This is a genomic window from Neisseria blantyrii, from assembly GCF_962747855.1.
GTDB lineage: Bacteria > Pseudomonadota > Gammaproteobacteria > Burkholderiales > Neisseriaceae > Neisseria > Neisseria viridiae.
In genome coordinates, this window is record NZ_CAUIZY010000006.1 from 1 (window position 1) to 18,352 (window position 18,352).

The window sequence follows — 18,352 nt, forward strand, 5'->3', positions numbered from 1 at the left end:
CCTTCCTCCCCCTCCTCTGACTGGTGCGCCTTTGTGAATATGCCGTCTGAAACTTGGGGCTTCAGACGGCATTTTGTATCCAAACGGTAACTAAACTTTGTTATAGAATGGATGCTGTTTTTTCTTCGTAATTAGAAATTGTCAAAATGGGCAAACATATTCTTTTAGGTGTAACGGGCAGTATTGCGGCGTATAAGTCTTGCGAGTTGGTGCGACTGCTGAAAAAACAGGGGCATTCGGTTACGGTGGTTATGAGCCGCTCGGCAACTGAATTTGTTTCTCCGCTGACTTTTCAGGCTTTGAGCGGCAATCCCGTTCTGACCGACACGCACGGCGGCAACGGTTCAAACGGTATGGACCATATCAACCTGACCCGGAATGCGGATGTTTTTCTGATTGCGCCGGCAAGTATGAATACCGTGGCAAAAATCTGTAACGGCGTGGCAGATAACCTACTGACCAATCTGGCAGCCGCACGGAAATGTCCTCTTGCCATCGCTCCTGCGATGAATGTGGAAATGTGGCTGAATCCTGCCAACCAACGGAATATCGCACAACTGCTTTCAGACGGCATTACTGTCTATATGCCGGGCTCGGGTGAACAGGCTTGCGGAGAAAATGGTATGGGAAGGATGCCGGAACCTGCCGAATTGCTGGATTTGCTTCCGGACTTGTGGACACCGAAAATTTTAAAGGGCAAGAAAATTTTGATTACCGCAGGTGCGACATTTGAAGCCATTGACCCTGTCCGAGGCATCACAAATACCTCCAGCGGAAAAATGGGCGTGGCTTTGGCGCGGGCGTGCCGTGCCGCCGGTGCGGAAGTCAGCCTGATTCACGGACAGCTTCAAACCGCGCTGCCTTTCGGTATATCCAATACGGTTCAAACCGTCAGCGCTGAAGATATGCATCGCGCAGTGCATCGTTTAATCGACAAACAAGATGCTTTTATTTCTGTTGCCGCCGTCTCAGACTATAAGGTTAAAAACAGGAGTACGCAAAAATTCAAAAAAGATAAAAATGCCAAACCGTTATCCATCGAATTGGATGAGAACCCCGATATTTTGGCGTCCATTGCCTCATTACCGAACCCGCCGTTCTGCATCGGTTTTGCCGCTGAAACGGAGAATGTATTGGCATATGCGCGGGAAAAACGTATTAAGAAAAAAATACCGATGATCGTTGCCAATGATGTTTCAATCGCAATGGGCAAACCGACCAACCGGATTACCATTATCGGGGACGATGAGGAACTGTCTTTTCCCGAAACAAGTAAAGATGAAGCGGCAATGCGGATTGTTGAAAGGCTTGCCGTATATTTGAACAAATACGGGACAGATGAGGGCAGCTACTAAAGATTTATGGAAAACTATTGAACATGGACAAGTGCCCAAAAATCAATTTACTTCCGAATTCTTCACTAACACTTGGTCAACAGTTAGAAAGATATTTGAACAATGTTCTGAAAGCAACAAACCCAGAAAAGGCGCCGAATTATAAAGAAATACCGAAAAAGGATGATGGAACTCTCTCTGGAATTGTAAATAGAACTACAAAAACCATGTTCACAGGAGGGAAATAATTGAGAAAATTTTTTGTCACTGCAGCAATAATTATATTTACTATATTATTTAATAAATATGATCAACAGAATTGCATGAAAAAAATAATTTTTATAAATAATAGAGTTCACTTGTTTAAAACTCAGAAAGGAAGATACCCATCTAATTTAAGCGAGATTAATATTTATCCACATGAAATTTTAGGATGTAATTTTTTTAGCTATAACGTGCCTGGCTGGGGGAATTGTAATTACATATCGTATAACCACGGACACTATATTTTAAGTATAGATAGTGTTTTCAATGGTTGTTTAACAGAGTCTGAAGACGAGTCTATTTATTTAAACTCAGGGAGATATGATTTCTAAAAGAATGAACAAATAACGAAGATTAAAGCAGGAAATGAAAAATTTCCTGGTTATACATGACATCATAATGCGCAAAGCCCTCCTAATAATATGCAGTTAATTCCTAATAGTATTCATAACGCTGTTAGGCATACCGGTCAAAAATCGTTAAAGAAAGATTAGTGAACATGGAAGAACTATCAATATCATCAGATGAGGGATTGGTTCCAATAAGAACAATTCAACAATTTGCTGAAGATATAGGGGTTGTTTTTCCTGTTTCATATGTATCACTTCTTAGCAAACATGATCATTTATACCCTAAAGAAAATATTTTCAATTTTGTCAATCAATACGGTGAAAATGATGAAAGAGACATTTCATTTTTAGGGTATAAGCAAAATTTAGGCTATGAAGATATTTATAGCTATTCATGTATTGATGATGAATATGGGTATGCAAAAAAAGTGATTGCTTTTGGGATTTCAGCTAATGGCGATTATATCTGTTTTGATTACAGAAAATGCAATGAAAATCCATGTATCATTCTGATGTATCATGATGATTTTTATGAAGATGAGAATGGAGATACGAAAATGGTAACTAGCCATATTGCAGATAGTTTTGATGCCTTTTTGGATATGCTGTATGAACTTTCAGATTAAGTGTGTAAGTTGAGTTGAAAACCCAACTAAATTAAAAAGATCGTCTGAAATCAGCAAGCCGTAGCCCATATGAAACCTAAACTTAACAAGTAGGATGTGTGCAGAACGCACGCATGTGGTTCTCAAAGTTTGAGCTAAGAGGCCGTCTGAAACAATAAATACAGTTTCAGACGACCTTTCTTTTAACAAATCGTAACAGCAATCAGAAAAAAGCAGCTTACCGCCACACCCATATCAGCAGCACGGCCGGCAAAACGATTATCCGAAGCGGCGGGGATACCACCCTCAAAGGTGCGCAGCTTATCGTCAAAGGCGTACAGGCAGATAAGCAATTGAACGGATAAACCATAAAACGGGTTGCCTGTTAATCAAAAGACAACCCGTTTTACCTGCTTCAACTTCTGATGACTTTGCGGATATATGGAATACTATGCAGATTTTGAATAATCTGATTCAATTGATTCAGATTCTTGACTTTCAATAAGAATTTGAATTCGACAAAACCTTCTGTTCCCGACTGGGATTTGGATGGTGTTTCGACCGACTCGATGTCCGCACCGGAATCGGAAATCGCTTGCGCCATTAATGCCAACAGGCCGTGGCTGTCTTCCGATTGGACTTGAAGCCCGACACGGTAGTTCTGCCCGTTCATATTTTCCCAGTCTGCATCCAGCTGCTGTTCGGGATCGGACTTTAACAACGTCGGGCAGGTATCCCTGTGGATAATCATACCCTTCCCCTTAACCAACAACAAACGGATGGAATCGCCGGGAACCGGATGGCAACACTCTGCAAAATGAATATGTCCGCTTTCCTGCCCATCGACTTTAATGGAACTGAGCCTGACCTCGCTGCCGAAATGCTCCCCTGCCAACTCGGCAATGTGCATGGCGACATAAACAGGCAGGGTATGCCCCATACCGACGTTGTACAGCACTTCTTCAAATGAAGTCTGTTTGTCGTTGAGATCGGCAAGGTATTTTTCTTTGATGCCGTCTGAAAGCAGGACATCTTTGGGCAGTAAACTGGACAGGGCTTTTTGTAAGAGGCTCTCTCCCAAAACGACCGCATCGTGCCGGTTAAGGTTTTTAATATATTGGCGTATGGCGCTGCGCGCCCTGCCCGACACGGCGAAATTCAACCATGCGGGATTGGGTTTGGCGTGTTCGGATGTGATGATTTCAACAGAATCGCCGGTTTTGAGCTTCGTACGCAACGGCATCATGATATTGTTGATACGTGCGGCAACGGTTTTGTGCCCAATATCGGTATGCACCGCATAAGCAAAATCGATAGGTGTTGCACCCTTGGGCAATGTTAGGATTTTTCCTTTTGGCGTAAGGATATAGATTTCGTTTGGAAACAAATCTACCTTGACGTGTTCGAGAAACTCAATGGCATTGGCACTGCTTGCCTGCAAGTCTAAAATGTTTTTCAACCATTGATTGGTGTGCAGCACTGCCTGATCGACCGTTTTGGAATCTGATTTATAGCTCCAATGTCCGGCGATTCCACCTTCGGCAACAGCATCCATTTCCCTGGTACGTATCTGCACTTCAACCGGCAAACCATAAGGCCCGACCAAAGTCGTATGCAGACTTTGATAACCGTTACTTTTCGGAATAGCGATGTAGTCTTTAAACCGTCCAGGCTTGGGCTGGTAGAGATTGTGCAATGCGCCGAGCGCAGCATAACATGCAGGAATACTGTTAACGATGACACGAAAACCGTAAATATCCATAACTTCGGAGAAATGCAGTTTTTTTTCTAACATTTTCCGATAAATGCCGTACAGGTTCTTTTCCCGACCCTTGATTTTGGCTTCTATGTTCGCCCCTACCAAACGCTGGCTGAACGCACGCAAAATCTTTCCAACAACATCCTGCCTGTTTTTCCGACTCTTATCCATCGCCTTTTTCATGGTTTCATAGCGATTGGGATGGAGATTCTGGAAAGATAAATCCTGAAGCTCTTGATATGTATTATTCAAACCTATACGGTTGGCAATTTGTGCATAGATTTCAAGGGTTTCTCTTGCAATACGGCGACGCTTGTCCGGACGCATCGAACCGAGTGTCCGCATATTATGCAGACGGTCGGCAAGTTTGACGACAATCACGCGTACATCTTTGGTCATTGCCAAAATCAGTTTGCGGAAACTCTCCGCCTGATGCTCTGCATGATCTTCAAATTTGAGTTTTTCGAGTTTGGACAGACCGTCCACCATCTCGGCAATCGTATTGCCGAATCTTGCTGCCATCTCCTCTTTCGTAACGCCTGTATCTTCCAGCACATCGTGCATTACACCTGCACACAGACCCTGTATGTCCATATGCCAAAGGGCGAGCTGTGTCGCAACGGCAATCGGATGCGTGATATAGGGCTCCCCGCTTTTCCGGGTTTGTCCGTCATGAGCGTGAAATGCATAGGCAACAGCCTTCTCGAGCTCAACCTGTTCTTCAGGCTTGAGATAGGAAGCGGTACGGAAAAGCAGGGTACGTGCTTCGGCAGTTAAATAGTCGTAAGGTGCGGTGGGTTGTGGGACAGGCATTTCAGACGGCTTTCGGAACATATTTGATTTTTCGTTTCAAACCGTCGGACTGCACGGCGGCAGAATGTGCCGACGTGCGTTTCCGGCAGGATTTATTTATTGCGCGTCAACAGTTCCGTACCGATATGCCCGGCGGCGATTTCCCTTAATGCGGTAACGGTCGGTTTGTTATTGCGGACATCGTCCACAAGCGGCGTGTTGCCGTTCTCAAGCTGGCGGGCGCGGCGGGCTGCTACCAATGTCAGGTCAAAATGGTTGGAAATTTTTCCGGTACAGTCTTCGGTGGTAATACGTGCCATATTATTTGCTTTCTTTCAAAAATATTTAAATTGGGAAACTGGGTATTTTCGCGGTTTTTTAGGAATTTTCCAACAAATCTGCAATAAATCCCAGTTGCCGCGACCTTTTCAGACGGCAGGCATTCACGATATGGAGCAAATCCTCCTCCGCACGCGCCAAGTCGTCATTGACCACGACAAAGTCGAACAATACGGACTGTTCGATTTCATGCCTTGCCTTCGACAGCCTCCTTTGGATAACTTCCCGACTGTCCGTCCCGCGTCCGTTGAGGCGCGCGGCAAGTACGTCGAAAGAAGGCGGCAGGATAAAGATGCCGACGGCTTCGGGCAGCGCGTCGCGAACCTGAGCCGCCCCCTGAACGTCGATTTCCAAAATCACGTCATAGCCTGCCGCCGCCAACGCATTCACGCCCTCCGCGCTTGTGCCGTAATAGTTGCCGAACACATCGGCGTATTCCAAAAAAGCTTCCTGCGCGATAAGCGACTCAAACTCTTCTTTGGAAACAAAGTGATAATGTACGCCGTTTGCTTCGCCTTCACGCGGCGGGCGCGTCGTGTGCGACACGGAAACGCGCAAACCGTTATGGTTTGCCAACAGCCGCGACACCAGCGTGGTTTTGCCCGTGCCGGAAGCGGCCGAAATGATAAAGATGTTGCCTTTTCGATAAGCGGACATATTTTTTACCTGTATATTTTCCGACCGATTGTATCACAACGGACACTCGGTTTCCTATTTGCCGATGCCCATATTTTGCCGCTATTGTTTTGATTGATTTGGCAAGCGGCAGGCTGACGGCTACAATATGGCGTTAAAAACATCAAACATGGAACACACAATGCTGGTTCATCCCGAAGCTATGAGTGTCGGCACGCTTGCCGACAAAATCCGCAAAATCGAAAACTGGCCGCAAAAAGGCATCTTATTCCACGACATCACGCCCGTCCTGCAAAGCGCGGAATACTTCCGCCTTTTGGTTGATTTATTGGTTTACCGCTATATGGATCAGAAAATCGACATCGTTGCCGGTTTGGACGCGCGCGGCTTCATTATCGGCGCGGCACTCGCCTACCAGCTCAACGTCGGCTTCGTCCCCATACGCAAAAAAGGCAAGCTGCCTTTTGAAACCGTATCGCAAAGCTACGCGCTCGAATACGGGGAAGCTGCGGTGGAAATCCACACCGATGCCGTCAAACCCGGTTCGCGCGTGCTGCTGGTCGATGATTTGGTTGCCACGGGCGGCACAATGCTTGCCGGACTGGAACTGATCCGCAAACTCGGCGGGGAAATTGTCGAAGCCGCCGCCATTTTGGAATTTACCGACCTTCAAGGCGGCAAGAATATCCGCGCAAGCGGCGCGCCCTTATTTACCCTGCTTCAAAACGAAGGCTGTATGAAGGGCTGAAAACCGACCCTGCCGTCTGAAACCGGCAGGGTTGTTGTTATGCGTTCAAATCACGCCCAAATCTTGCAAGCCCCTCAACACACCGTCTTCATCAACACTGGGGCAAACATATTTCGCCACCTCTTTCGCTGCCTGTTCCCCGTTGCCCATTGCCACGCCGAACCCGACTTCAGATAGCATTTCCACATCGTTCAAACCGTCGCCGAACGCCATCACGTCCGCCATTTCCAAACCCAATGCCTCAACCACGCTTCTGATGCCGTCCGTTTTCGACGCACCGGTCGGCAGCAGATCAACAGCTTCCTCGTGCCAACGCACCGTTTTCAACCCTTCCTGATGTAGAAATAACGATAAATCAATCACCTCTCGACAATCTGCAAACACCAGCATCTGATAAACCGGATTGCGTAAAAAATAATCCCTTCCTTCAAAAAAATTATCGGCAATACGGTTTAGCGCACGGCATACCCGCCCCGACAAAGAAGACACGGCAATCCCCTCTCCTCCGACGAAGGCATAATCCATCCCCAATCCATCTAAAAAAGAACAAGCCCGACCCATCTGCCCGACATCCATCGGTATCTCGCGCACAGTTTTTCCGTGCAGCAGCGCAAACTGTCCGTTTATCGTTACCACAGCATCCATGCCCGTTTCCGCCATCATGTCCCTGACCTTTTCGGGAATCGTCGCCAAAGACCGCCCCGTTGCCAACGCCGTCAATATACCTTTGCCGCGCAAAGCCGCCACCGCCGTTTTCACGGAAGGACGCAAGGTATCCGTATATTTGCGGTACAGCGTATCGTCAATGTCGAAAAACACGATTTTGGGATTCATCACATTCTCTCTCGCATTCAAAGTGTCCGCATTGTATCCCAAGCAGGCAAATACTTGATAAATCCTTATAAATTTCCCGGCAAAATTGACCGCGAACACGAAAAGGCGGATAATCCGCCCATCTTCAAACACCATTCAGACGGCATTTGCAGCAATGCCGTCTGAAACATTTTTACAAAGCACACAAATCATGTTTCAACACACAGGACGACACATAAAGCGTCGCCCTATATGTTGCCCTGATTCGGAAGGGGTTACGCCCCTCCCAAATAAAGTCTGATTCTACCGCCCTAAAGGGCGGGGTTTCAACCGAAAAGGAAACACGATGAAAGCACCCGAACTCTTATTGCCTGCCGGCGGCTTGGAAAGAATGCGCGCCGCCTACGATTACGGCGCAGACGCCGTTTATGCCGGCAGCCCGCGTTATTCCCTGCGCGCCCGCAACAACGAATTTGCCAAACTTGATGTTTTAGAACAAGGCATTAAAGAAGCGCACGAACGCAACAAAAAATTCTTTTTGACCGTCAACACCCTGCCGCACAACTCCAAACTCAAAACCTTCGTTTCCGATATGGAGCCCTTGATTGCCATGAAACCCGACGCGCTGATTATGGCAGATCCGGGTTTGATCATGACCGTGCGCGAAAAATGGCCTGAAATGCCGATCCACCTGTCCGTACAGGCAAACACCACCAACTACTGGGGCGTAAAATTCTGGCAGAACATCGGCGTTGAACGCATCATCCTGTCGCGCGAATTGAGCATGGAAGAAATCGCTGAAATCCGCCAAGAATGCCCCGACATCGAACTCGAAGTCTTCATCCACGGCGCATTGTGTATCGCCTACTCCGGCCGCTGCCTGTTGTCGGGTTATTTCAACCACCGCGACCCCAATCAAGGCACTTGCACCAACTCCTGCCGTTGGGACTACAAAGTCCACAATGCCACGGAAAGCGATGCGGGCGATGCCCAACTTCTGCAAGGCTTCAACTTTGAAAAAGCCCAAGAAGAAGCCAACCAAAACTTTGAAGGCATCAACGGTCAAAAACGCCATCCCTACGCCGACAAAGTTTTCCTGATTGAAGAGTCCAACCGCCCGGGCGAAATGATGCCGATTATGGAAGACGAACACGGCACCTACATCATGAACTCCAAAGACCTTCGCGGCATTGAAGTGGTTGAGAAACTGGCCAAAATCGGCGTGGACAGCCTCAAAGTCGAAGGCCGCACCAAGTCGCTCTATTATGTTGCACGCGTCGCCCAGTCCTACCGCAAAGCGATTGATGATGCCGTTGCAGGCCGTCCGTTTGATTACAGCCTGTTGAGTGAACTCGAAGGCCTCGCCAACCGTGGCTACACCAGCGGCTTCCTCGAGCGCCACCAAACCCAAGATTATCAAAACTACCTCAGCGGCCACTCCATCGCCAAACAAAGCCAATACGTCGGACACGTTACCGAAATCGACGAAAACGGCTGGGCGACCATCGAAGTCAAAAACCGCTTCGCCGTCGGCGATTCACTCGAAATCATCCACCCGAGCGGCAACCAAACCATCAAATTGGAACAAATGACCCGCAAAGGCCAGCCTGTCGATGTTGCCCCAGGCAACGGCATTCAGGTCAAAATCCCCGATATGCAGGGTAAAGAAAAAGCCCTCATCGCACGCGTATTGAACCCCTAAGCCATTATGCCGTCTGAAACCTGTTTTCAGACGGCATTTTGTTGAATCTTACTGTACAATTGCAATGATTTCCCACAGCAAGCAAGGACATCCGACATGAAAAAAATCCTCATACTCTCCGCCGCCGCCCTGATGCTGGCAGCCTGCCAATCCGGCAGCGCACCTAAAAACGCACACATGAAATCTGCCGGCACACCGGCCGGAGAATCATGCAAAGTCATCCGCGGAGACACCGCAGGAGGCGGCAAAAACATCATTTACCGTTGTAGCAACGGTCAGGCGGCAATAAATGCAGCCATTGCAGACGGCGCATTGGAATCCGGGATTCCCGTCAGCTTCGGCGGCGGTGGCGTACCTGTTACAAACGGTCAGGGCTTGGTTACCCGTCAGGCGGCAAACGGCGTTGGCAAATCCGACTCCGAAGCCTGCGAACGCGCCCTAATCAATGCCGCCCGCAAATTCCAGCAGACTGCAGGCAAACTCGGCGGACGCAGCGTTACCGGCTTCCACAGCTACTTTGATAAGCAACCGCTGCAAGGCGGACAATACGACTGTCAGGCAGGCTCGTTCCACGTCCGCGTGGTCATGCGCGCCAATGTCGTCCGTTAACATATCGGCAATCAAAAAATGCCGTCTGAAACATTTTTCAGACGGCATTTTTAATCCTGCAACATTACTCCCTGCCCTGAGTTCGGATACTGTATCAATATAAAACCCCATCACACAGATTTACGGTAAAAAGCCGTCCGAATGGGTTCTTGAACACAATTCGGACGGCTTTAATTTTCAACAAGACGATTAATTCAATAATACCAGATTAAAACTTCCATTCCAGCGATACGGCATAGTTTCGTCCGGGGGCGCGGTAGCGGGCAAGGCCTTTGCCATCGTCGTCTACTGCGTTGGTAGTGCTGTAGCTGTACAGGCCGCGCAGGGAATCCCAAGTCGTGTATTTGCGGTTGAACACATTATACACGCCTGCACGCAGGGTCAGGTTTTTCGAGGGTTTGTAGAAGCCGTACATGTCAAACACAAAGGCGGACTTGTTGAGCCAGGGGTAGTCTTTGACATATTTGGTCAACGGGCCGTTCCAGCGTCCTCCTTCTTTTTCATAAACGGTGTATTGTGCGTCTTTGGCTTTTTTCGCTCCCAGATAGGTCAGGCGGGAGAACACGCCCCATTTTTCGCTCGGACTTTCGTAATCGATGCCGGCAATCACTTTCAGCGGCTGGGTGGACAGCAGGCTGTTGTCGCCCGACAGTTTGCTTTTCGCGTAGCCCAGCGAGCCGAACAGCTTCCAGCCTTCAGGAACAAAAGACGCTACTTTGTCCACATTCAGACGGCCTGTCAGCTCAATACCGCGGATTCTAGCCTTGTCGATATTTTCCATACGCCAATAAAGCTGATCTCGGTAGAGTTTACAATAACCTAGTTCGGCATAATCTTCACCACACTTGTCATCGCGTATAAGTCGTATAAACTGCTCTTCCGACAGGAAATTGCGGTAGTTGCTTTGATACAGATTGGCATCCAGCGTACCTTTTTCACCGCGTCCCTGCAAAGACAGGGTGTGGGTGGTGCTGCGCTCGGCTTTCAGATTAGGACTAGGCAGCCATGTGCCCGCACCGTGGTTGTAAGTGAAATACACTTCGGACGCATTGGGGACGCGATAGCCGGAAGTAATGTCGTAACCGACACGCCAAACCTGATTCAGTTGAGCCGCCAAACCGGCGAAACCGCTCCAGCCTTTATAAATACTGGCGGCGGGTGGTGTTTTGTCACAAGCATGACACTCAGCGTTCAATTCCTGAGGCATCATTTTGGTGTGGTCGTAACGAATACCTGCGCGACTGCTGAACACGTCGTTCCATTGGATTTGATCAGACAGTGAGAAGCCATAATTAGTGGTTTTCACAGGGTGTTGAATCGAGCTGGTGGTACGGGATATCTGACCACTGGAGTAGTAATCGTCGCGGTTTAAGTTTTCAAAATCACGTTGGCTGGCAAAAGTTTTAAATGACAAGAGGTGTCGCCCCCCCCCGAGTTGCAACGGATGGCTGTCCAAACGCAGGGTAATGCGTTTGAAGCGGGTATCCATACTGCGGTTGTAGATTTCATCCAAGTCCTTTTGATTGTAGTTGCGCGTCAAGGTGGAAAAATCCTCTATCGGGAACGAACCTTTGTAGTTGACCGCAGATACTTTGGTTTTTTGATAATCGACATCCGCTTTTACCATAGACAACCAGCCGGATTCTGGCGTCCATTCGTAAAAGAGGTTGGTGTTACGCCGTCTGTTGACATCGTCGGCTTCACGCCAAGAAGAAGCACTCAGGTTATAAGACTCTTCAACCGTGTAATTGTGGCCCTGCTGGCCGTTCAACGACCCACCGATGCGGTGGTTGTCGTTGATTTGATAAGCAATCTTACCCAAGAAGCTGTGGTATTTGTGTTTAGACGGATCAGGAATACCGCGCGCCGAACCACGGATATTTGCTCCGCTGCCTGCGCCCTCAACCGGATAACTGCGCTCTCCCGCGCTTTCAGTTTCATGGCCGCGCCGTTGCGAATACAGCAAAGCGGCATCCACGCGATCGTTGCTCAAGCCGAAGCCGAGGGTATTTGTCCACTCTCGGTTGCGCGTGCTGTAACCGTTTTTCATCATCACGCCGAACTGACGCTCAGGCAACAGTAAGTCACGTCCTTGCAGGGTTTGGTAATTCACACCGCCGCCCAAGGCGCCGCTGCCGGTATTGAAAGAGTCCGCCCCTTTTACGATGTCGATGTTGCGCACGAGTTCAGGGTCGATAGACAGACGCGAGCTGTTGAAGTTGCCATAACGGGCATACAGCGAGTTTTCTTCGGAATCAGGCAGGTTTACGCCGTCTATGCTCACGCCGACACGGTTGCCTTCCACGCCGCGAACGGCAAAGCCTTTTTGATGGCGGCCGCTGTCGCTCAAGCCGACATCGGTGGAATAGCGCACCAAGTCTTTATTGTCGCGTATCATTTCTTGTTTGATACGGTTAAGGTTGACGCGTTCCACAGCCGCAGGCGCATTGCGCTGACCTTTAACGCGCACTGCTTTTACCTCTGCCTTAACGGGTGTGGTTTCAGTTGCAGCTTCATCTGCTGCCAAGACCGGATTGCCGAAAATACTGCCGACCAGCGCGGCGATAGGGAGCATTTGTAATGGTTTCATATTATCAACTCAAGATGTATGGATTGTTCATCCGTCGGTTAGCGCATAATAGATTTTCTGATAATCATTAATATTTAATAAGACAGTAATCCATGCAAACAAAGCCGCGCCGTGTAATTAAAGGTCCCTGCAAACAGCTATGCCGAGACCTTGTTTATTTGATTCGATTATTTTTTAGTGCCTGTGCGGCATCATACCTTCGGGGGCTTCGGCATCGGCTGCCAAGCCGAAGGTTTCGCGCAACACGACTTTGTAGAATGCAAAGGCTTCGCGTGCGCCTTGGATGGCTTCCGCTTCGGCTTCGGGAGTCAAGTTCAAAGCGTTCAGATGCTCGACAAAGGCGCGCCAGTGTTTGCCGCGCCCGTCGGGATGCGGGGCGAGGTGGCGCGCGCCGTGTTCGCCGTTGTAATCGAGTTTTTGGGCGTGTTTGAACAAGAAAGCGGCACCCAAATTGGATCCTTCGGCGCAATAAAGCCAGCCGATTGCTTTGTTGCCGGTTTCATGCGGCAGCGGTTTGCCGTATTCGTAAGGTTTGTCGCCCAAATCTGCAAGGTCTTGCGTTACGGCATCGTATCGCGCCATGTATTCCAGTTCGGGAATGGCTTTGTTCAATTCGGCATCTTTATAGATGTGGTCGACGGCCTTGTGGAAAACGGATTGGAGTTTCAAAAATTTGATGTAGTTTTCTTTGCTGACAAACGGTTGGACAGACATAACGAGATTATCCACGCTGTCGTGAACCGCCGTGGTATCTGCTTTCAAGCGTTTGGCAAACGTCAGGGCTTGATTTTCGGTTTCGCTCATAGCTTTTCCTTTGTCGGTAAGGGATAAGGATGCGGGGCGGGCAAAATCCGTACCTGACCGCATACAAAAATAATAAACGAGATTTATTATCACATATTTTTGGAAAAAATATCATTTGCGTGATGTTTTTAAGCAGGTATTTTACTATTCTTTACAGAATCGGGATTTTATCAAATGGGTTCGGCAGTCGGCGGACAGCCGCTCGAAAAAATATTTTTGCCGGACGACAAGGGTTTGTTCATACTGCCGAACCTGCCGGTTTTGCATCCTGATTGGGTGCGTTGCTTTTTTCCTTTATAATGCCGCCACTTATATTTGCCACTTTCCCGATGAAACCGTTTGCCGAAAATATCCCCTACAGCCTTCGCTGCAACTGCTGCGACGAAGCCCTGCCGCCGCATACGGTAGATTGTCCGGAATGCGGCTGCCGCGCGGATGTGCCGCAATTGGACAGTGGGGAGGCGGCGTTCTGCCCGCGCTGCGGCTATAAGCTCTTCAGGGTGGGCAGGCATCCTTTTTCCGGCCCGCCCGCTTATGCGGCGGCTTCGCTGATTTTGATGGCGTTTGCTTACGGTATGACGTATATCGAGGTCGGGATACCGGGTGCGGCATCCGTCCTTTCGCTGCCCGAAATGGTACGCCTGATGGTGTTTCAGGATTATGGTTTTTTGGCCGAAGTGATGTTTGTGCTGACTTTCGGCGCGCCGGTTCTGTTTCTGCTGCTGTGCCTGTATGTCTATGCCGCGCTGATACGGAAACAGGCGTATCCTGCGCTGCGTTTGGCAACGCGTGCGATGGTGCGCTTGAGGCAGGCGATGATGGTGGATGTGTTTTTTGTTTCCACTCTGGTGGCGTATATCAAGCTCTCGTCTGTGGCAGAGGTTCGCTTCGGGCCGGCGTTTTATCTGATGTTCGCGCTGTCGGTTATGCTGATTCGGACTTCGGTATCCGTTCCCCAGCATTGGGTGTATTTTCAAATCGGGCGGCTGACGGGGGATAATGCGGTTCAGACGGCATCAGAAGGCAAAACCTGTTGCAGCCGCTGCCTGTATTTCCGCGACAGTGCCGAATCCCCCTGCGGCGTGTGCGGTGCGGAACTGTACCGCCGCCGGCCGAAAAGTCTGAGTATTTCGTCGGCGTTTTTGACGGCGGCGGTTATTTTGTATTTTCCTGCCAATATCCTGCCGATTATGATTTCGTCCAATCCTGCCGCCACGGAGGCCAACACCATCCTTAGCGGCATCGCTTATATGTGGGACGAGGGCGACAGGCTGATTGCGGCGGTTATTTTCAGCGCGAGTATTTTGGTGCCGGTACTGAAGATTGCGGCAATGTCGGTTTTGATTGCGGCGGCACGGTTCGCTTTGCCGGCGGGCGCAAAGAAATTGTCGCACCTCTACCGCATCACCGAAGCAGTCGGCCGCTGGTCGATGATTGATATTTTTGTGATTATTATTTTGATGTGTTCGTTCCACACTTATGCCGCGCGCGTCATTCCGGGCAGTGCGGCAGTCTATTTCTGCCTGGTCGTGATTCTGACGATGCTGTCCGCCTATTATTTCGACCCGCGCCTGCTTTGGGACAAACGCGCTTCAGACGGCATTGCTTTCAATGAAACGGAAAAATATGACTGACAACAGCCCTCCTCCAAACGGACACGCCCAAGCACGCGTCCGCAAAAACAACACCTTCCTCTCTGCCGTCTGGCTGGTTCCGCTGATCGCGCTGATTGCCGGCGGCTGGCTTTGGGTTAAGGAAATCCGCAACAGGGGGCCTGTGGTTACGCTCTTGATGGACAGCGCGGAAGGCATTGAGGTCAACAATACGGTCATTAAGGTATTGAGCATCGATGTCGGACGCGTTACCCGAATCAAACTGCGCGACGACCAGAAAGGCGTGGAAGTAACCGCCCAACTCAATGCGGACGTATCCGGCCTCATCCGCAGCGACACACAGTTTTGGGTGGTCAAGCCGCGTATCGACCAAAGCGGCGTAACCGGTTTGGGTACGCTGCTTTCGGGTTCGTACATCGCCTTTACACCCGGCAAAAGCGACGAGGCAAAAGACGTGTTCCAAGTGCAGGACATTCCGCCTGTTACCGCCATTGGGCAAAGCGGGCTGCGCTTGAATTTGATTGGTAAAAACGACCGCATCCTCAACGTCAACAGCCCTGTTTTGTATGAAAACTTTATGGTCGGGCAAATCGAAAGCGCGCATTTTGACCCGTCCGACCAAAGCGTGCATTACACCATCTTCATCCAAAGCCCCAACGACAAACTGATTAATTCGGAAAGCCGTTTCTGGCTGGAAAGCGGCATCAATATCGAAACCACAGGCAGCGGCATCAAACTCAATTCCGCACCTCTGCCCGCCCTGCTGTCGGGCGCGATTTCATTTGATTCGCCGAAAACCAAAAACAGTAAAAACGTCAAAAGCGAAGACAGCTTCACGCTTTACGACAGCCGCAGCGAAGTCGCCAACCTGCCTGACGACCGCTCGCTGTACTACACCGCGTTTTTCAAACAATCCGTGCGCGGCCTGACCGTCGGTTCGCCCGTCGAGTACAAAGGGCTGAATGTCGGCGTGGTTTCCGATGTCCCTTATTTCGACCGCAACGACAGCCTGCATTTATTTGAAAACGGCTGGATACCCGTACGCATCCGCATTGAGCCTTCCCGTTTGGAAATCAATGCCGACGAACAAAGCAAAGAGCATTGGAAACAACAATTTCAGACGGCCTTAAACAAAGGCCTGACCGCCACCATCTCCAGCAACAACCTGCTGACCGGCAGCAAAATGATTGAGTTGAACGATCAGCCTTCCGCATCGCCCAAGCTGCGACCGCATACCGTTTATGCAGGCGATACCGTCATCGCCACACGGGGCGGCGGTTTGGACGACTTGCAGGCCAAATTGGCGGATTTGCTGGACAAATTCGGCAAACTGCCTTTAGATAAAACCGTTGCGGGCTTGAACGGTTCGCTTACCGAGCTCAAGTCCACACTCAAATCTGCCAATGCCGCCCTAAGCTCCATCGACAAACTGGTCGGCAAACCGCAGACGCAAAACATTCCGAACGAGTTGAACCAAACCCTGAAAGAATTGCGTCAAACCCTGCAAGGCGTATCGCCGCAATCGCCTATCTACGGCGACGTACAAAATACGCTGCAAAGTTTGGACAAAACCTTAAAAGACGTTCAACCCGTCATTAACACTTTGAAAGAAAAACCCAACGCGCTGATTTTCAACAGCAGCAGCAAAGACCCTATCCCGAAAGGAAGCCGATAATGCGCCTTTTCCCGATTGCCGCCGCCCTGACGCTTGCCGCCTGCGGTACTGTGCAAAGCACACAATATTTCGTGTTGCCCGACAGCCGCTACATCCGTCCTACAACGCAAGGCGGCGAAACCGCCGTTGAAGTCCGTCTTGCCGAACCGCTCAAACGCGGCGGACTGGTCTATCAAACCGACCCCTACCGCATCAACACCGCACAAAACCACGTTTGGGCAGACACCTTGGACGATATGCTCGAAGCGGCGTTGAGCAATGCATTCAACCGTTTGGACAGCACACGCATCTTTGTTCCTGCCTCACGCAGCGGCAGTACCGAAAAATGGACGGTCTATATCGACGCATTCCAAGGCAGCTACACGGGCAAAACCCTCATCAGCGGCTACGCCGTCCTACCCGACGGTACGAACAGACCCTTCCATATCGAAACCGAACAGCAGGGTGACGGCTACGCCGCGATGACCGCCGCACTCGAACAGGGACTGAAACAGGCGGCGCAACAGATGGTCGAGTAAACCGTGAACTATTGCGAATTTGCCGCCTCACTTCCCGAAAACACCGACAACCCGAACAAACATTACCACGACACGCAATACGGTTTTCCGATTGAGGACGACAATGAATTGTTTGAACGGCTGGTGTTGGAAATCAATCAGGCAGGATTAAGCTGGACGCTGATGCTGAAGAAGCGGCAGGCATTTCAGACGGCATTTGAAGGGTTCGACATCGATACGGTCGCCGCATTTGGCGAAGCCGATATTGAACGGTTGCTTGCCGATGCAGGTATTGTCCGTAACCGCCTGAAAATTAATGCAGCCATTTATAACGCGCGACAAATCAAACAAATACAGCAAGAATACGGCTCATTCAAAAACTGGCTGGATGCGAACCATCCGCTAGACAAGGCTGAATGGGTGAAGCTGTTTAAAAAACATTTCAAATTTGTCGGCGGCGAAATCGTCGGCGAATTTCTGATGAGTACCGGCCACCTCAAAGGCGCGCACGCCGAAAGCTGTCCGGTTTACCGCGAAACCCTGAAATACCACCCGAAATGGCTCGATGCCGTCTGAAAAACCAATGAACAGAAGAATCTTCCTCCTCGGCGCAGGCACGTTGCTTCTTACCGCCTGCGGCAGAAAATCCGCCCGAACCCACGCCAAAATTCCCGAAGGAAGCACCGTGCTTGCCTTGGGCGATTCGCTCACCTTCGGCTACGGCGCAAACCCCGGCGAATCCTACCCCGCGCAACTGCAAAAACTGACGGGTTGGAATATTGTCAACGGCGGCGTATCGGGCGATACGTCCGCGCAAGCCCTGTCGCGCCTGCCCGCGCTGTTGGCACGCAAACCCAAGCTTGTGATTGTCGGCATAGGCGGCAACGACTTTCTGCGCAAAGTTCCCGAGGAGCAGACCCGCGCCAATATCGCGAAAATCATCGAAACCGTGCAGAAGGAAAACATTCCCGCCGTCCTCGTCGGCGTGCCGCACATCACACTGGGCGCGCTGTTCGGGCATTTGAGCGACCATCCGCTGTATGAGGATTTGTCCGAGGAATACGGCATTCCGCTGTTCGGCGGCGCGTGGGCGGAAATTTTGGGCGACAACGATTTAAAGTCCGACCAAATCCACGCCAACGGCAAAGGCTACCGCCGATTTGCCGAGAAATTGTCCGATTTCCTGCACGCGCAGGGATTCCGATAAACGCGCGCCACTTCC

16 protein-coding genes and 3 pseudogenes are annotated in these 18,352 nt (G+C 50.0%); 13 read left to right on the forward strand and 6 right to left on the reverse strand.

All coding sequences use genetic code 11. The features are described 5' to 3' along the window. Positions 1-146: 146 nt before the first annotated feature. The 4 genes and pseudogenes from coaBC to Q9J80_RS06220 form a co-directional block, all read left to right on the forward strand. The gene (coaBC, locus tag Q9J80_RS06205) at positions 147-1,355 is read left to right on the forward strand and encodes a bifunctional phosphopantothenoylcysteine decarboxylase/phosphopantothenate--cysteine ligase CoaBC (RefSeq protein WP_304672775.1); all 1,209 of its coding nucleotides are present in this window, start codon (positions 147-149) and stop codon (positions 1,353-1,355) included. A 644-nt stretch (positions 1,356-1,999) separates the two neighbouring features. Continuing rightward, a pseudogene (locus tag Q9J80_RS06210) lies at positions 2,000-2,092 on the forward strand (HNH endonuclease); the annotation flags it as partial. A gap of 5 nt (positions 2,093-2,097) precedes the next feature. Beyond that, positions 2,098-2,574 (forward strand): SMI1/KNR4 family protein, encoded by a 477-nt coding sequence (locus tag Q9J80_RS06215; RefSeq protein ID WP_127298187.1) that lies wholly within the window; start codon positions 2,098-2,100, stop codon positions 2,572-2,574. Positions 2,575-2,792: 218 nt separating this feature from the next. Then, positions 2,793-2,900: pseudogene (locus Q9J80_RS06220) on the forward strand (hemagglutinin repeat-containing protein); the annotation flags it as partial. Between the two features lie 68 nt (positions 2,901-2,968). Here the strand turns inward: Q9J80_RS06220 and Q9J80_RS06225 are convergent. From Q9J80_RS06225 to gmk, 3 genes are all read right to left on the reverse strand, one after another. Continuing rightward, entirely contained in the window at positions 2,969-5,125 is a 2,157-nt protein-coding gene (locus Q9J80_RS06225) for a RelA/SpoT family protein (protein WP_301673020.1), read from the reverse strand. A 92-nt stretch (positions 5,126-5,217) separates the two neighbouring features. After that, positions 5,218-5,424, reverse strand: a complete 207-nt coding sequence (rpoZ, locus tag Q9J80_RS06230; RefSeq protein ID WP_002212665.1) for a DNA-directed RNA polymerase subunit omega — start codon at positions 5,422-5,424, stop codon at positions 5,218-5,220. Positions 5,425-5,482: 58 nt separating this feature from the next. Next, positions 5,483-6,100 (reverse strand): guanylate kinase, encoded by a 618-nt coding sequence (gene gmk / locus Q9J80_RS06235; protein ID WP_002242918.1) that lies wholly within the window; start codon positions 6,098-6,100, stop codon positions 5,483-5,485. Positions 6,101-6,227: 127 nt separating this feature from the next. Between gmk and Q9J80_RS06240 the strand changes: the two genes are divergently transcribed. Then, a complete protein-coding gene (locus Q9J80_RS06240; protein ID WP_301673021.1) occupies positions 6,228-6,827 on the forward strand; it encodes an adenine phosphoribosyltransferase in 600 nt (199 codons plus the stop codon). A 45-nt stretch (positions 6,828-6,872) separates the two neighbouring features. Here Q9J80_RS06240 and Q9J80_RS06245 read toward each other — a convergent pair whose 3' ends face one another. After that, a complete protein-coding gene (locus tag Q9J80_RS06245; protein WP_304671604.1) occupies positions 6,873-7,661 on the reverse strand; it encodes a Cof-type HAD-IIB family hydrolase in 789 nt (262 codons plus the stop codon). A gap of 325 nt (positions 7,662-7,986) precedes the next feature. Between Q9J80_RS06245 and trhP the strand changes: the two genes are divergently transcribed. Further along, entirely contained in the window at positions 7,987-9,342 is a 1,356-nt protein-coding gene (gene trhP / locus Q9J80_RS06250) for a prephenate-dependent tRNA uridine(34) hydroxylase TrhP (protein ID WP_304674158.1), read from the forward strand. Between the two features lie 96 nt (positions 9,343-9,438). Further along, on the forward strand, positions 9,439-9,951 hold the full coding sequence (locus tag Q9J80_RS06255; protein ID WP_439652349.1) for an excinuclease: 513 nt from the start codon (positions 9,439-9,441) through the stop codon (positions 9,949-9,951). Between the two features lie 208 nt (positions 9,952-10,159). Here the strand turns inward: Q9J80_RS06255 and Q9J80_RS06260 are convergent, their stop codons facing one another. Together Q9J80_RS06260 and Q9J80_RS06265 are read right to left on the reverse strand one after the other, a co-directional pair. Then, positions 10,160-12,541, reverse strand: a complete 2,382-nt coding sequence (locus Q9J80_RS06260) for a TonB-dependent hemoglobin/transferrin/lactoferrin family receptor (protein ID WP_304674159.1) — start codon at positions 12,539-12,541, stop codon at positions 10,160-10,162. Between the two features lie 174 nt (positions 12,542-12,715). Then, positions 12,716-13,345: a biliverdin-producing heme oxygenase gene (locus Q9J80_RS06265; protein ID WP_002218916.1), complete on the reverse strand. Its 630-nt coding sequence runs from the start codon at positions 13,343-13,345 to the stop codon at positions 12,716-12,718. Between the two features lie 29 nt (positions 13,346-13,374). On the opposite strand from Q9J80_RS06265, the gene Q9J80_RS06270 reads away from it, so the two are divergent. From Q9J80_RS06270 to Q9J80_RS06295, 6 genes and pseudogenes are all read left to right on the forward strand, one after another. Continuing rightward, entirely contained in the window at positions 13,375-13,617 is a 243-nt protein-coding gene (locus tag Q9J80_RS06270; RefSeq protein WP_304671606.1) for a hypothetical protein, read from the forward strand. After that, positions 13,520-14,979: pseudogene (locus tag Q9J80_RS06275) on the forward strand (paraquat-inducible protein A). The gene Q9J80_RS06270 and the pseudogene Q9J80_RS06275 overlap by 98 nt, the downstream one beginning before the upstream one ends. Next, positions 14,972-16,633, forward strand: coding sequence for an intermembrane transport protein PqiB (gene pqiB, locus Q9J80_RS06280; protein ID WP_304671608.1), 1,662 nt, complete (start codon positions 14,972-14,974; stop codon positions 16,631-16,633). The pseudogene Q9J80_RS06275 and the gene pqiB overlap by 8 nt, the downstream one beginning before the upstream one ends. Further along, positions 16,633-17,151 carry a PqiC family protein gene (locus Q9J80_RS06285; RefSeq protein WP_003714346.1) on the forward strand — a complete coding sequence of 173 codons (519 nt, stop codon included), beginning with the start codon at positions 16,633-16,635 and terminating at the stop codon, positions 17,149-17,151. The genes pqiB and Q9J80_RS06285 overlap by 1 nt, the downstream gene beginning before the upstream one ends. Positions 17,152-17,154: 3 nt before the next feature. After that, positions 17,155-17,706, forward strand: coding sequence for a DNA-3-methyladenine glycosylase I (locus tag Q9J80_RS06290; protein ID WP_304671609.1), 552 nt, complete (start codon positions 17,155-17,157; stop codon positions 17,704-17,706). Then, entirely contained in the window at positions 17,696-18,337 is a 642-nt protein-coding gene (locus Q9J80_RS06295; RefSeq protein ID WP_304671610.1) for an arylesterase, read from the forward strand. Before Q9J80_RS06290 ends, Q9J80_RS06295 begins: the two co-directional genes overlap by 11 nt. Positions 18,338-18,352 lie beyond the last annotated feature (15 nt).

What these genes read in the sequence shown, in the direction of transcription:
- Q9J80_RS06270 (WP_304671606.1), top strand. Translation starts at nt 13,375, where the DNA reads ATGCGGGGCGGGCAAAATCCGTACCTGACCGCATACAAAAATAATAAA.
- Q9J80_RS06245 (WP_304671604.1), bottom strand. Translation starts at nt 7,661, where the DNA reads ATGAATCCCAAAATCGTGTTTTTCGACATTGACGATACGCTGTACCGC.
- Q9J80_RS06285 (WP_003714346.1), top strand. Translation starts at nt 16,633, where the DNA reads ATGCGCCTTTTCCCGATTGCCGCCGCCCTGACGCTTGCCGCCTGCGGT.
- Q9J80_RS06295 (WP_304671610.1), top strand. Translation starts at nt 17,696, where the DNA reads ATGCCGTCTGAAAAACCAATGAACAGAAGAATCTTCCTCCTCGGCGCA.
- Q9J80_RS06240 (WP_301673021.1), top strand. Translation starts at nt 6,228, where the DNA reads ATGGCGTTAAAAACATCAAACATGGAACACACAATGCTGGTTCATCCC.
- Q9J80_RS06255 (WP_439652349.1), top strand. Translation starts at nt 9,439, where the DNA reads ATGAAAAAAATCCTCATACTCTCCGCCGCCGCCCTGATGCTGGCAGCC.
- coaBC (WP_304672775.1), top strand. Translation starts at nt 147, where the DNA reads ATGGGCAAACATATTCTTTTAGGTGTAACGGGCAGTATTGCGGCGTAT.
- Q9J80_RS06215 (WP_127298187.1), top strand. Translation starts at nt 2,098, where the DNA reads ATGGAAGAACTATCAATATCATCAGATGAGGGATTGGTTCCAATAAGA.
- rpoZ (WP_002212665.1), bottom strand. Translation starts at nt 5,424, where the DNA reads ATGGCACGTATTACCACCGAAGACTGTACCGGAAAAATTTCCAACCAT.
- Q9J80_RS06260 (WP_304674159.1), bottom strand. Translation starts at nt 12,541, where the DNA reads ATGAAACCATTACAAATGCTCCCTATCGCCGCGCTGGTCGGCAGTATT.
- gmk (WP_002242918.1), bottom strand. Translation starts at nt 6,100, where the DNA reads ATGTCCGCTTATCGAAAAGGCAACATCTTTATCATTTCGGCCGCTTCC.
- Q9J80_RS06225 (WP_301673020.1), bottom strand. Translation starts at nt 5,125, where the DNA reads ATGCCTGTCCCACAACCCACCGCACCTTACGACTATTTAACTGCCGAA.
- trhP (WP_304674158.1), top strand. Translation starts at nt 7,987, where the DNA reads ATGAAAGCACCCGAACTCTTATTGCCTGCCGGCGGCTTGGAAAGAATG.
- pqiB (WP_304671608.1), top strand. Translation starts at nt 14,972, where the DNA reads ATGACTGACAACAGCCCTCCTCCAAACGGACACGCCCAAGCACGCGTC.
- Q9J80_RS06265 (WP_002218916.1), bottom strand. Translation starts at nt 13,345, where the DNA reads ATGAGCGAAACCGAAAATCAAGCCCTGACGTTTGCCAAACGCTTGAAA.